Source organism: Klebsiella aerogenes (assembly GCA_029027985.1).
In the GTDB taxonomy this organism is placed as follows: domain Bacteria; phylum Pseudomonadota; class Gammaproteobacteria; order Enterobacterales; family Enterobacteriaceae; genus Klebsiella; species Klebsiella aerogenes_A.
On record CP119076.1, the window covers coordinates 2,460,668 to 2,473,422 of the forward strand.

The following is a 12,755-nucleotide window of genomic DNA, read 5'->3' on the forward strand; positions in this document are numbered from 1 at the left end:
TCGGTTCCATTGATAACATTAAATAAAGGTGTCAGAGAGCAGGCGACGTCAGGCGTCGGCCTTCTCCACGCTAAACACTAAATCACCCCGCGGTGCGGGGGTCGGCTGGTGGCCAAGCCAGGTGCTGTAGCCGAGTTTGCCGCCGCCGCTGAGTACCGCGCCCGGCACCGCATCGCTGCGGATAAGTACCCGGACCTCCCAGGCGTACTCGATCCCGAGATACTGGCGGATCCAGTCACGCAGTTCGTTGACCGCTTTCTCGCCCGGTAAGAAACGGGCGTAGGCCTCGGCGCTGAGCGGACCAATTTCGAGACGAAATTTATGCTGTACATCGCGCACCGCAACGCCGAGAAACGCCGAAACGCCCAGCCGCGGCACCCGTCTTCCGCTTCCTAATTGCGCCTGTTCACGCGGAGTGAGCGGCATCCATTGCGGTACGTTGCTGATAATGTTGACCGGGACCTGAAAATAATGGCGCAGGATCTTTTCCAGCCCTTCCGGATCCCGGGCGTGGCGGCTGAGATGCCCGGCGTGGGTAAAGCGCGCGTGCGGGCTCAGTTCGCCCTTTTCCAGTTGTCCCGGTTGCCCCATGCCGATTAACGAGGCGAGATAGCGCTCGAAGCGGCGGTTGTCCTGGCGGTCTAACGAGACCGTCGGCTGGGCATCCGCCCAGGCGCGGTAAAAGAGTAAGGTCAGACGGTGGTGAAACAGATCGGCAAAAGCGCTAAGGCTGTCATCCTGATGATGATGGATGCGCTCGCGGGCGTATTCGGTCATATGCACCGGCAGCGGGCCGTTAGGGCCAAACAAGCCAAAACTGAGAATCGAAATCTCATGAACGCCGCTGTTTTCGCGTTTTTGCGCGCTGGCTAAGGTCGCTGGCGCAAACCCCATTGATGGCGTCTGGCCAATGCGCAGCGATTCAAACTTCGGCAGCGGCGCGCGTCCCAGCGGGTAGCGCTCGCCTCCCTGCGCATCCACGCGGCGCAGCAGATGAAACAAATCATAACGCCAGGGAGCGGTCGTCACGCCGCGCCAGAAGCCTTCCGCCAGCGGCGTCAGGCGGTGAATAGTGGCCAGCGTCTCACTCATATCAGCGCCCTTTTACCCATCCGCGGCGCCCAGTAGCCGATCTCGCCGCGCTGCTGGCTGCACAAGGTGAATTCGGTAAAACTGTTCAGCGATACCAGCCGGGCGAAGACCCGCTCAAGTACACTGCCGAATAACCATGGGCTGGCGCCGGAGAAGGCGCGTTCATCGACGGTTAAGGTAATGCCGATACCACGAGCGAAAACGATTGGCCCCGGTTCCGGCACCCGGCGATGCACCGGCTCCAGCACGCAGTTGCGCACCCCTTCGATTTGCCGGGCGACAGCGGTTTCCGCAAGCCCCGCGTACAGCCCCAACAACTGGCGTAGCGCCGCGGCCCCTTCGCCGTTTTCACCGTCCATCAGACTGAGATAGTTCATTTGCAGTTGGCTAATCAACCGCCAGGTGCTTAACCCTTCCGCCAGCGCCGGGCGCGGCGCGGTTGGGCCATTACGCATTTTCAGCGTTTTTACCGGCAGTGAATCCGGCAGGACAAACTGCCCCAGTTCCTGCTGTAGCATCAGCGGCAGATCGCGGCTGGTACACAGCACTTCAGCGGTGATATAGCGCAGATCTTCCTGCCACGGTGCGTGCTGTTCATCGACCAGCGAGACGAACGTTTCAGAACCCGTGTAGCCGGTACGGGTGCCATAGCGCAACGCGTGTTCAGAGAGCACTCGCTGCTCGCGGCGTAAAGAGAAATAGGCGCCGTAGTCGCCGGCATCCTGGCTCCATGAGCTCCAGAACGGACGGAATTCGCGGTCATCGCGATGGCCGTCGGCGCTGCCATGGATTTTACTCACCGAATAGATTTCGTAATCCAGCGGACGGATATTATCCACCACCAGATGGTATTCATGTTGGCTATCGTTCAGCGTTTGTCGGGCGGCGATTTTGGGGAACAGGTTAATGACCGGGGTGCAGTGCAGCGCGAAATGGCTGGCTTCAACCACCTGTTCGAGGCGCTCATCGGTTTTATCCAGCAGAATAATAATATCAAAGGATTTCTCTTCCTTGCACTGAACGATCAGCTTGCCAAGCCCGTTAATACTGATGAAACGGAATCGCGCCGGGAATGCAAAATATTCGTGCAGCAGTCGGTAACCGTCAAAATTGCGCAGATCTTCCGGCAGCAGCGCCTGATCGGCGGCGAAGCCTTCTTGCTGCAGCGCGTCTTCGCCCAGCGACAGGCGAACGGGATGACGTCCGGTGGTCTGACACACGACGCCGACCTGGTGAGCGAGGATCAGCTCCAGCAGGCGCAGCGCTTCAATATCCGGGCCACTTAAGAAACACGCCAGGCGGTCGAAGGTCAAATGGCCAAGATGCTGAGCCCCTTCGCAGGTAATACGGATACGCAAGGCGCTGGCGGCGCCGCGTTGACTGAGACCAAGGGCGGCCAGCGGTACATCGGCCGGGATCCCGCCAAGCTCGGCCTTTTCGATGCGCAGCGGCAACAGAGTGACATCATGCGCGGTGGTGTAGCTGCAGGTGACGCCGTTTTTCTTCAGCACCTGGCTGCCCATCATGGTGCCGCGCGGCACCACGAATCCTTTGCTCAGATCGCCTTTGTTGATGTCCGGCTGCAGTTCGGCTATCGCCATTGACGGCGTAGGAGCCAGATAATTGGGCGCGATCATCTCCAGCAGGCGCTGCGAGAAGCGCGGAAACTCAGCGTCCATTTTGATCTGGACGCGCGAGGTCAGAAACGCGAAGCCTTCCATCATCCGTTCGACGTAAGGATCGGCGACCTCGATGCCGCGCATCCCCAGGCGTCCGGCCACTTTTGGATAGCGTTCGGCGAATTCAGCGCCCATCTCGCGCAGATAGGCCAGTTCGCGGTTGTAATACTCGAGCAGCTTGCCTTCCATCGTTACCCCGCGTCTTTCAATTCAAAGTGGCCATTTTCAAGGTCCACATCGGTACGGAACAAAAACTCTAATGGGTACGGCACGCACCACAGGCGCCCTTTGATTTCAATCGACAGGACGTTGTGTAAATCCAGTGACTGGGTATCAGAAATACAGCGTACCTGCAGCCCCTGCGGCAGAATGCGCGGCTCAAAGCTGATAATCGCCTCGGTGAGCTTGCGCTGAATATCCTGCCATTCAATATCCGACATGCGCTTACCGGCCAGCGGCGCAACGCCAAAATTAACCACCGAACGGCGCACCTGCGCCAGTTCGGCCAGCGCCTGCGGATCGTCATGATTTATGGTGTTGAACAGCCATTGCAGGTCGCGCAGCACGTGACGGCGCAGCGTGCTGTGGGTAATCAGGTTGCTGTTGATCGGCTCTGATTTTTTCTGCGGCTGGTTATCGGTCAGGCGATCGAGCAACGACGGCTGCATTTTATCGCGCGCGCCAATGGTCTCTTGTTTGCTCCGCGCCTGCCAGCCGCTGCGCAGCGCATCACCGTCGCGTACCGGTTTATTCATGCAAAACTCACCACGTCGAGAGAGAGGATTGGGAATTCATCGCTATCGTTGAGCCACACTTTCTGTCCCTGGCCCTGATACAGCGCCCCGTCGTCATCCAGCGGCTGCCACTCGGTGGCGCGCGCCAGTTGGAAGCGTACCTCCGACTCCGGCGTGACAGGGTAACGCGCCGGGATCTGGCAAACCTGCTCGCTGCCGTCCGTCAGACGTACCAGCGCATGACGCCACACCAGGTCGGTGACGCTGACCGGCGCCTGAAAACGAATTTCGGCAATGGCGGCAAACGGCAACCAGAAATAACGGCCGTTGACGATCAGCTCGCACACGGGTCCCAGGCGGGCATCGCCGTCCATCAGCCAGGTAAATGACTGCGTGGGCGCATCCGGGAGATTGAGTTCGCCGGGGTTGAGCGGCGCCTGTTCAAACGCCGCCAGCCGCTGCGGATGGGCAACGTCTGGCGCTTCGGAAAGCGCGGAGACTAGCGCCGACAACCACGGCCACTGGCTATCCGGCATCTGCGGGCGCGCGGTACCGGCAAACACCCCGGCGCGCTGCTGTTCGCCCTCAATGCTCTGTTCCAGCAACGTCACCGTCGGATGAGCCTGCGGTTTCAGCGCCAGCCAGCTTTTTAGTTGAACCCGCGCTCGCGACCAGTTGCCGCTGAGGCATAAAAACTGGACGAATGCCGCACGAAGGTCGGCATCGGCGGGACGGCTTTTGATCTCGTTTTCCAGACGCGCCAGCGCCGCGCCGACGCTTTCGCCAGCCAGTTGTTGATAGAGAGTATTCATCGCCGCTCCTTAGTTTGCCGCACGCCAGGCGCTGGCTGCCGGGTTGCGCAGCAGCGGATGCAGGCCGTCGATCAGCACAACGTTGAGTTTGACATCCGGCGCCAGCCACGGCGTCCAGACGCTACGCGCCGCGTCCACTCGCGCCTGTAAACGCGCCGGGTCGTTCGCCAGTTCACGGGAAATTTCGATAGCCAGCGTACCGGTCATCTGCCAGCCGTTCTCTCTGGCGACGTAAGGCAGAATCATCCAGCTTTGCTGGGCATTTTCATTGCTGACCACCATGCGTTGATTATTGACTGCGGTGATCAGCAGTTTGTTCGGGTCAGCCGCGGCGTTAAGACCGACAACCGGGAATCCGTGGACAAACGTCACGGTGCTCTGCTTTTCTTTACCGTCAGCCGATTGGGTAATGACCGTGCGTCCGCTCAGCCAGCCGCCCTTTTCGCAGCTGCCGGATTCGACAGCCGGAATAAACAATGCTGGCGCATTGGCGTTATCCTGCCAGAAGGTACGCAACCGGCAGCCGCCCTGTAGCGTAAATTCCTGCCATGGCGTACGGTCTGCGGCGGGAGACAGTTTCTCCGCCTTCTCTTGCGGCGGCAGCCAGGCTGGCGGTACGAGTTTCTCCGCTGGTGCGGCCGCTTCCGTTGGGGTGGATGTTTCGCTTGGCGTGATTTTTACCGCCCACTTTTTATTTTTCGCTGCGGTGCCCTGGGCGATACGCCCGTTGTTGCCGTCAACCAGCGTCCAGTTGAGTTGCTGCAGGCGGGAACATTGGTGCTCCATCAACGCACCGACGCGCGGCAGGAAGTTATCCAGCACCTTCGGATTTTTACTGCCGTTGGCGACGACACGCAGCGCGACCTCATTGGCGCACCAGCTTTGCGCATTATTACCCTTGATGTTATCGATCCAGACATCCAGCTTTTGCGATGGCGATTGCACGATACGGTAGTTTTCCGCCTGCGCGACGCCGGTGGCGGCGAGGATCGCCGCACCTAATAACCAATGTTTCATAAAAATCCTTCTCTGCCTGTATCAATCCCGCAGGGGGAAAAATTGCGCGGCGTCCGCCAGCGAGTGTAATAACGTCGCCTCTTCCGGACTGCCCATCCATACCGCCACGGCGCTGTAGTTATCTTGCGATGTCTGAGCGCCGTCATTGTTCTTTTGAAGGTACTGATTCATCAGCGTCAACCACTCCTGCGGGGTGTTCACCATCTGCAGGGAGGATTTCATCTGTTCTTCGCCAACGCCGTGCCAGAAGCCGTCGGTGCAGAGCAAAAAGGCATCGCCGTCTTCTACCGGCACGACATCGCTGTAGCTGGCTTCCGCCCCGTCGCTGGCCATGCCTAACGCCCGGTATAACAAGTTGCTGTTGATATCATCAGTCTGATGACCGGCGTCTTTCATCTGCTGAACCAGACTGTGGTCGGTGGTGACGTGGTACAGCCAGCCGCGGCGAAACAGGTACAGTCGGCTGTCGCCGGCGTGGGCCCAGTAAGCCAGTTTGTAATCGCGGTCGATAAACAGACTGACCAGCGTCGTGCCCATCCGGCGATAATCCGGCGTTTCCTGCTGTTGGTTTAGAATGGCGCCATTGGCCTGCCGGACATACTGGCGAATCGTCTGGGCATTGAGGTGATTGTCGCCGTCAAACTGATCCAGAATCGCATTACGCGCCAGTTCCGCCGCCACCTCGCCGCCGGGTAGCCCGGCAATGCCGTCGCAGACCACAAAACAGGCGGAACGATCGCCGACGCTTTCGCCGGTTTGATCCTGATTAGTGGCGCGCGTTCCCTGACGGGAAAGAGAAGCCGTGGTGATGTCCATTATTCTTCCGATCCGCTTTGTGAGTCTTTGTATTGATTGACTTCCATGTCATAGGCGTAAAGGAACGCCTCGCCAAATAAGGTATGGAAATCGTCTTCAATTTCACCGGCGGTTTCGCCGTAGGTGCGCACGAAATAGTCCCACAGCGCTGCTTTGCGGCTGGCCGGTAGCGCCAGGCGCGAGGTGGCGCCGTCGCGCTTGGCCTCTTCTTCCAGCTGTTCGGGGTTAAATGATTGCAGCATCGCGGCAATAATCGCGCGGATCCCGGAGATCATCCCCAACTGGTGGGCCTGAAGGTCAATCAGCGCATCGCGGACCGATTTCTTCGGCGGCATAAAGCCCGGCATCCGCGCGCCGAACATCTGCATCAGCACCGTTTTACCCGATGGCAGCAGCTTGAACGGGTTGTTAGCATCATCCAGCACCATGGTCATATCGGCTTTCACGCCGCGTTTCAGAATGGAGCGCGAAGAGAGCAGCGCCACGGTACCTTGCGAGAACATACTCAGCATCTGCCCAAGCTGGCGCATATTTTCCCGGTCAAACTGCGGCACCGGCTGCATGTCGCCAAGCCCCATGCCTTCAAGCAACGCTTCCAGCAACTCGCCCTGCAGTACCTCGCCGTTACCCGGCTGCGGCGTGCTGGCGGCGCTGGTTTCATGACGTACCGGGTCAATACGCAGGCGCCCTTTCGGCGTCTGTGCCGCCTGGCGTACGACGGTCTGCGGCGTCGGTAACGTAATCTCCGGCGCATCTTCGCGCTCAGCCTGTACCGGCTGCGGGCGAACCGGTTCCTGCGTTGGGGGCGCAGCGGCAATCGGCGGTTCGTCCTGCGGCGGTTGATTCATAAATAATGGCGAATCAAAGGTGGCATCCGGCTCGACAGCGGTTTCCGCTTCCGGCGCGTTGGCCGGTTCAGCGGTGCTGAAAGCGTCAACCGGCGTCAGCGGCGCGCCGCCGAGTAATCCCAACGGATCGTCATTACGCGCGGTTTGCACGCTGGTGTCGCCGCCAAACAGGGCCAGCGGATCCTGCTCTTCCTGCGGCTCGACTGGCGCGGGTTGCGCGGGTGTTTCAACCGGCGGCACCAGCGTGGTCGGCGTAACGTCGGCAAAAATGCTGTTGCCGTTAAATGGCGTATCGTCGGCGAACAGGTCATCCGTCGCGACCGGCGGACGCTCGAACAGCGGCTCGCTGTCCGAGAACATCGCCAGCGGATCTTCCGGATTGCGCTCGGCGGCCTTCGGCTCGGCAAAGGGATTCGGCGCGGCTTCAGGCTGCGGTTTGCTCCGGCCGCTGGAGATACTGTCGGAGATGGAAAACTCCTGCATCAGGCTATCCCAGATTTCCGACGGGACAGCGGTAGGCGCGGCTTCTTCTGCGGCGACGGGCGTAACAGGCGCTACTGGCGGCGGCGTGACCGGTTTAACCGCGATGGGCGGCTGTCCGCTGGCCGCCATCCGGCTGACCGGCTGGCTATCCTGCAGCAAATCGTTCACTTCGATGCGGTACTCGTCGATGCTGAGGATGTCGCCGTCCTGCAGTTCGACCTGACGCCCCCGCTCCAGTGGGATATCGTTGAGCACCACCCGGGTGACGTTGCCGCGGTTGGTGATCCGGCACTCGCCGTCCGTCGCCACGTGGACGATGGCCTGCAAGCGAGAAATGGCGCGGTCGTCATCCGGCAGCACCAGGTTGTTGTCCGTGCCGCGCCCAATGGTACCGCCCGGCGCGTAAAAGTCACAGCTGCCCTGCGGCGGCTGATGACCGGCTTTGGTCGAAATAATCGTGAATCGCATAGCCTATTCCTGCTGAGATGATTGGCGCACAAACGTTGCCGCTCTTGAAATAAGAACGGCGGCGTTTGCGGGCGAGTAATTGAGTTGTGTATAAAAAGGGGAGAAGAAAAATGAGTTAATTAATTATCGCCCATAAAGGGCAGGACGATCATCACCATAAATAAAATTAATTAGCAATAGACATTTTAGTTAGCGCATAAGCGTCCATAACAGAAGCACTAAGAAACTAATAGCCATTATAGTTACGCATTTGTAATAATTATGAATCCAACCAAGTTCAAATTCTGCGATGCAGTTCTGACTTTCTTTAGCATCTAATATCCTGGCATCGCTCAGTTTAACTACTTTACCGTTACGAATTCGTGAAATCATTGCCACGAGAAAACCAAAGCCCCAATAACCTAACCGTTGCCAAAACTCATAATCCTGAGTTCTCAGCAACCCCTCTTTCGCGAGTAATCGATACATTGCTTCCACTTGCTTCGAGTGGCGGCGATAAAATAAAACAGGAAAAACAATAGAGATGATAAATATAATCACAAAGAATATGTAGGCTATATCAAGGTGGTAGTTTAGGGCTTTATCTATAAACATGCTTTTACCCTATGCTTAGCTTTAGAATTCAGTAAGTAAAACGAACCATCATCAAAAGATGATGATTCACCCCATACTAAAATGTAGTGAGGGAAAGCTATTTTTTATAACTTATAAAAATCAGGCCAATGACGATCCATAAAGTAAAAATCAAAGCTTGTATTATATAACGTCGATGTAATTTCAATATCCAATCAATTTCCTCCCCAGGTAAATTTTGTATATATTGATAGGCTTCATTTTGCACATAGCGATCGCTGGTGAACTTTATTTTCACACCTTTGCGAAGACGAACAAACCAAATTATTTTTTGATAGTTTGCGAGTGAGCCAAAAAATGATGCGTAATTTGTCATGAGATCAAGATCGTATCCTTTTTGTCTGTATTCAGAAAGAAGGCGATTATAATCACTCTCATGTTTTTTAAAAAATCGAGAACTCAGAAAATCCATTATTACAACAATGAAAAATAATATTACAACAAGAACCAATAATAATATCTCTAATTTCACAGTAATTTATCCATGATATATTCGGTAGCCCCATCTGCAATTTCACCGCCCGGCGCATAAAAGTCACAGTTTCCCTGCGGCGTCTGATGTTCGGCTTTGGTCGAAATAATCGTGAATCGCATAGCCTATTCCTGCTGAGATGATTAGCGCACAAACGTTGCCGCTCTTGAAATAAGAACGGTGGCGTTTGCGAGTTAACAAACTCTATTCAGTCTGCGTAAGCGAAATTGGCCCGAGGGTTTTTCTTCCAAGGTGAATCGGGCACCATAACGAACAGAGTCATTTTTACCCGACACTTTCAGAGCGATATTATATTCTCCGGCTTGCCATGCAATACCCTACCATTGGTGACACTGCTGAGTATTTAACGTTATCGCAAGGCTGAACGTCGATGACGGTGATATAGTATTCCATTCACCCTTCGTTTTTCATAATGGTAGGCGAATGACTTGTGATAGGTTCTTCTAACCCGGAATTAGCAGGATAGCAAAGCAAGGTTCATTGTTTTTTAGCGTAACCGAAAGCGGTTGATATTGGGCTGGGTGAGACACACAGCCGCTTGCCATTAATGTAACTGTCAATAAAGTGAATAAGTACTTCATAGCCAGGCAGTAAGTTTGATTGCCCTGCCATATTCTTCATCCTTAATGAATTAAAACAGTCGAACCAGGGAGTCACTCCCTGGTTCGGATGAATCATTTAATTATGATTCTTTATTTTCTTTGATATTCCAGCCAGCACTGCTTTCTGCGCCTTTACCGCCAGCGGAAGTCTGCTCCCAGTACTGCTGTTTCACTTTCGCCGCCTGGAAGGCATAGGTTACGCCAACGGTGTCGCCGTTATCGGCGCCGGTGTACTGCACGGAGGTCACCAGTACATCTTCGAGGGTGATACGCGCGTACTCAACCTGCTGGCCGCCTGCCTTGCAGACCGACAGCTCAACCTTGGTCAGGTGCTTGCCGCTGGAGCAATGCTTCAGGATAGCGGTGGTAGATTTGTCGATCAGCGCATTCACGTGCAGGTCGTTGAAATTCACTTTACCTGCGCCGCCGCCGCCGCCCACGCTCATATTACCCGGCTGGGATGCGCCCCAGGAGAAAGAGGTAATATCAGTCCAGCCGCTGTGGTTAGAATCTTTCGATTCGCCGGTAACACCCTCGACCTTCAGAAACATATCAATAGCCATAATATCTACTCTTCGTTAATGAAAATTATTGCTTTCGAAAAAGCACTTATATGGCAAACAGGAAAGCATGGGGCTGAATAAAACCATCCATATTTTACCTCTGCCTCAAGTCTGACGAATCAAACCGTACAGACTTCTCCAGAATAGCCGCACTATGACAGCAACCACTCTAAATTTCTCTCAGTCGTTCAGTATGTCGACTGGATGCTGGACAACTAATGTCCAGTTAATCTAGAATAAACCCAACTAACTACAGCAATAAAAGGATTGACGAATGAAAAAACACTATCGGTAGTATTTGTAATTATACTTTTAATTATTGGTATCTTTTCTCTTATCAATATACTTCAATCATTGTGGTACATTATTTCATTTGAATCATTCACTGCAATGAATGTCGGGTTACTTGCCGGGAAAGTAATTTTTACCATACTTGCTTTTGCGGGGGGGCGTATTTTTGTTAAATTACATCGCACATTACAATCTTGAGTTGAAATTATTGCGGGTTATCCTGGTGCCAGCTTTTATTCGGATCGCCAATAATTACCTGCGAAGTTAATTCATCCAGTTCCGTACTATGGTAAAGACGCAAGCAGTTTAACGTAACGCCCTGCACTGTCGGTTTTCTCTCGGAATGAAAGCCATTTGTTGCATTTTTATATTTATCGATAATGACATTGATTTTATCACTCCCGCTTTCAACATCGAAAGGCACCCACTCTAACAACGCATTGCTGCTACGTGCGGCATCCAGAGAGAATTGGCTTTTATCATCGGCAACCTGCGCCAGGCAACGGGATAAAACCACGTCTTTAACAACCTGCTTATAAGGTAGCTGTTTCACAAACAATACCGGATCATCAATAGCATAAGCGGAGGAGCTTGCGGCAAGAAGCAGACCAATAATCATTCTTTTCATGGCAGCTCCAGCGTACATAACGGTAATAACTTCGTGTATTCTCCTGCGTCCATGAGGTCATATTTGCGCCGGGAGTCACCTCCCGGCGGCAACGTATTACGCTTCTTTGGTTTTCAGCGACGGCAGTTTTGATACCAGACGCAGCGACACGGTCAGCCCTTCCAGCTGATAGTGCGGGCGCAGGAAGAACTTCGCGGTGTAGTAACCCGGGTTGTCTTCGATCTCCGCAACCTGTACTTCTGCGGCGGCCAGCGGTTTGCGCGCCTTGGTTTCCTGCGACGAGTTGGCCGGGTCGCCATCGACGTAGTTCATCACCCAGTCGTTCAGCCAGCGTTCCATGTCGTCACGCTCGCGGAAGGAACCGATTTTGTCGCGCACGATGCACTTCAGGTAGTGGGCAAAACGACAGCAGGCGAACAGATACGGTAGGCGTGCCGCCAGACGGGCATTTGCCGTGGCATCGGCATCGTGATATTCAGCGGGTTTCTGCAGCGATTGCGCGCCGATAAAGGCGGCAAAGTCAGAATTTTTGCGGTGAATCAGCGGCATAAAACCGTTTTTCGCCAGTTCCGCTTCACGACGATCGCTAATAGCGATTTCGGTCGGACATTTCATATCCACGCCGCCGTCGTCGCTTGGGAAGGTGTGGCAAGGCAGATTTTCCACCGCGCCGCCGGACTCCACGCCGCGAATCGAGGTACACCAGCCGAACTCTTTGAACGAGCGGTTGATGTTCGCCGCCATCGCATACGCCGAGTTTGCCCATGCGTAATTGTTGTGATCCGCGCCGTCGGTTTGCTCTTCAAAATCAAAGCTATCCACCGGATTGGTACGAATGCCGTACGGCAGACGCGACAGGAAGCGCGGCATCACCAGCCCCAGATAACGCGCGTCTTCCGACTCGCGCAGCGAACGCCAGGCGGCATATTCGGTGTTCTGGAAGATTTTGGTCAGATCGCGCGGATTCGCCAGCTCTTGCCAGGACTCCATCTGCATCACATCCGGCGCGGTACCGGTGATAAACGGACAGTGCGCGGCGGAACCGATACGCGCCATTTCACTCAGCAGTTCAACATCCTGTGGGCTATGGTCGAAGTAATAATCGCCCACGATGCAGCCGAACGGTTCGCCGCCGAACTGGCCGTACTCCTGCTCATACACTTTCTTAAAGATCGGGCTCTGATCCCAGCCCACGCCTTTGTAACGCTTAAGGGTGCGGCCCAGCTCCTGCTTGGAGATGCTCATAAAGCGAATTTTCAGCATCTCGTCGGTTTCGCTGTTGTTGACCAGGTAGCTCAGGCCGCGCCATGCGCTTTCCAGTTTCTGGAATTGATCCTGATGCAGGATCTGATTCACCTGACGCGACAGCTGCTCATCAATACCGGCAATCAGGTTTTGAATGGTGCGATAGGTATCGTTGGAAAAAGTGACGGTATTTTCCAGCGCCTGCTGGGCGAGCGTTTTTACCGCACTCTCGACGGCGGAACGCGCCTGGTCGGTTTTCGGGCGAAATTCTTTGTTCAGCAGCGAGCTGAACTCATCCTGGCTAAATGCCTGGCCGGACTGCTGCTCGTGTTGTTGAGTCGGGTTGCTCAT

13 protein-coding genes are annotated in these 12,755 nt (G+C 54.9%); all 13 read right to left on the reverse strand.

What is annotated here, in order from left to right; all coding sequences use genetic code 11:
* Nucleotides 1-48 precede the first annotated feature (48 nt).
* The gene (tssG, locus tag PYR66_11800) at nucleotides 49-1,092 is read right to left on the reverse strand and encodes a type VI secretion system baseplate subunit TssG (GenBank protein WEF30320.1); all 1,044 of its coding nucleotides are present in this window, start codon (nucleotides 1,090-1,092) and stop codon (nucleotides 49-51) included.
* Entirely contained in the window at nucleotides 1,089-2,960 is a 1,872-nt protein-coding gene (gene tssF / locus PYR66_11805; protein WEF30321.1) for a type VI secretion system baseplate subunit TssF, read from the reverse strand. Before tssF ends, tssG begins: the two co-directional genes overlap by 4 nt.
* A gap of 2 nt (nucleotides 2,961-2,962) precedes the next feature.
* Nucleotides 2,963-3,526: a type VI secretion system baseplate subunit TssE gene (tssE, locus tag PYR66_11810; GenBank protein WEF30322.1), complete on the reverse strand. Its 564-nt coding sequence runs from the start codon at nucleotides 3,524-3,526 to the stop codon at nucleotides 2,963-2,965.
* On the reverse strand, nucleotides 3,523-4,317 hold the full coding sequence (locus PYR66_11815) for a type VI secretion system accessory protein TagJ (protein ID WEF30323.1): 795 nt from the start codon (nucleotides 4,315-4,317) through the stop codon (nucleotides 3,523-3,525). Before PYR66_11815 ends, tssE begins: the two co-directional genes overlap by 4 nt.
* A 9-nt stretch (nucleotides 4,318-4,326) precedes the next feature.
* A complete protein-coding gene (locus tag PYR66_11820) occupies nucleotides 4,327-5,334 on the reverse strand; it encodes a hypothetical protein (protein ID WEF30324.1) in 1,008 nt (335 codons plus the stop codon).
* A gap of 21 nt (nucleotides 5,335-5,355) precedes the next feature.
* Nucleotides 5,356-6,150: a protein phosphatase 2C domain-containing protein gene (locus PYR66_11825; GenBank protein WEF30325.1), complete on the reverse strand. Its 795-nt coding sequence runs from the start codon at nucleotides 6,148-6,150 to the stop codon at nucleotides 5,356-5,358.
* Entirely contained in the window at nucleotides 6,150-7,949 is a 1,800-nt protein-coding gene (tagH, locus tag PYR66_11830; protein WEF30326.1) for a type VI secretion system-associated FHA domain protein TagH, read from the reverse strand. The genes PYR66_11825 and tagH overlap by 1 nt, the downstream gene beginning before the upstream one ends.
* 189 nt (nucleotides 7,950-8,138) lie before the next feature.
* Entirely contained in the window at nucleotides 8,139-8,543 is a 405-nt protein-coding gene (locus PYR66_11835; GenBank protein WEF30327.1) for a hypothetical protein, read from the reverse strand.
* A gap of 97 nt (nucleotides 8,544-8,640) precedes the next feature.
* Nucleotides 8,641-9,054 (reverse strand): hypothetical protein, encoded by a 414-nt coding sequence (locus PYR66_11840; GenBank protein WEF30328.1) that lies wholly within the window; start codon nucleotides 9,052-9,054, stop codon nucleotides 8,641-8,643.
* Nucleotides 9,051-9,176, reverse strand: a complete 126-nt coding sequence (locus PYR66_11845) for a hypothetical protein (protein WEF30329.1) — start codon at nucleotides 9,174-9,176, stop codon at nucleotides 9,051-9,053. The genes PYR66_11840 and PYR66_11845 overlap by 4 nt, the downstream gene beginning before the upstream one ends.
* Nucleotides 9,177-9,757: 581 nt before the next feature.
* Nucleotides 9,758-10,240 carry a type VI secretion system tube protein Hcp gene (locus PYR66_11850; GenBank protein WEF30330.1) on the reverse strand — a complete coding sequence of 161 codons (483 nt, stop codon included), beginning with the start codon at nucleotides 10,238-10,240 and terminating at the stop codon, nucleotides 9,758-9,760.
* Nucleotides 10,241-10,736: 496 nt separating this feature from the next.
* Nucleotides 10,737-11,159 (reverse strand): T6SS amidase immunity protein Tai4 family protein, encoded by a 423-nt coding sequence (locus PYR66_11855; protein ID WEF30331.1) that lies wholly within the window; start codon nucleotides 11,157-11,159, stop codon nucleotides 10,737-10,739.
* A 96-nt stretch (nucleotides 11,160-11,255) separates the two neighbouring features.
* Nucleotides 11,256-12,755, reverse strand: coding sequence for a type VI secretion system contractile sheath large subunit (gene tssC / locus PYR66_11860; protein ID WEF30332.1), 1,500 nt, complete (start codon nucleotides 12,753-12,755; stop codon nucleotides 11,256-11,258).

What these genes read in the sequence shown, in the direction of transcription:
- PYR66_11855 (WEF30331.1), bottom strand. Translation starts at nt 11,159, where the DNA reads ATGAAAAGAATGATTATTGGTCTGCTTCTTGCCGCAAGCTCCTCCGCT.
- PYR66_11850 (WEF30330.1), bottom strand. Translation starts at nt 10,240, where the DNA reads ATGGCTATTGATATGTTTCTGAAGGTCGAGGGTGTTACCGGCGAATCG.
- PYR66_11845 (WEF30329.1), bottom strand. Translation starts at nt 9,176, where the DNA reads ATGCGATTCACGATTATTTCGACCAAAGCCGAACATCAGACGCCGCAG.
- PYR66_11815 (WEF30323.1), bottom strand. Translation starts at nt 4,317, where the DNA reads ATGAATACTCTCTATCAACAACTGGCTGGCGAAAGCGTCGGCGCGGCG.
- tssF (WEF30321.1), bottom strand. Translation starts at nt 2,960, where the DNA reads ATGGAAGGCAAGCTGCTCGAGTATTACAACCGCGAACTGGCCTATCTG.
- PYR66_11820 (WEF30324.1), bottom strand. Translation starts at nt 5,334, where the DNA reads ATGAAACATTGGTTATTAGGTGCGGCGATCCTCGCCGCCACCGGCGTC.
- PYR66_11825 (WEF30325.1), bottom strand. Translation starts at nt 6,150, where the DNA reads ATGGACATCACCACGGCTTCTCTTTCCCGTCAGGGAACGCGCGCCACT.
- tssC (WEF30332.1), bottom strand. Translation starts at nt 12,755, where the DNA reads ATGAGCAACCCGACTCAACAACACGAGCAGCAGTCCGGCCAGGCATTT.
- PYR66_11835 (WEF30327.1), bottom strand. Translation starts at nt 8,543, where the DNA reads ATGTTTATAGATAAAGCCCTAAACTACCACCTTGATATAGCCTACATA.
- tssG (WEF30320.1), bottom strand. Translation starts at nt 1,092, where the DNA reads ATGAGTGAGACGCTGGCCACTATTCACCGCCTGACGCCGCTGGCGGAA.
- tssE (WEF30322.1), bottom strand. Translation starts at nt 3,526, where the DNA reads ATGAATAAACCGGTACGCGACGGTGATGCGCTGCGCAGCGGCTGGCAG.
- tagH (WEF30326.1), bottom strand. Translation starts at nt 7,949, where the DNA reads ATGCGATTCACGATTATTTCGACCAAAGCCGGTCATCAGCCGCCGCAG.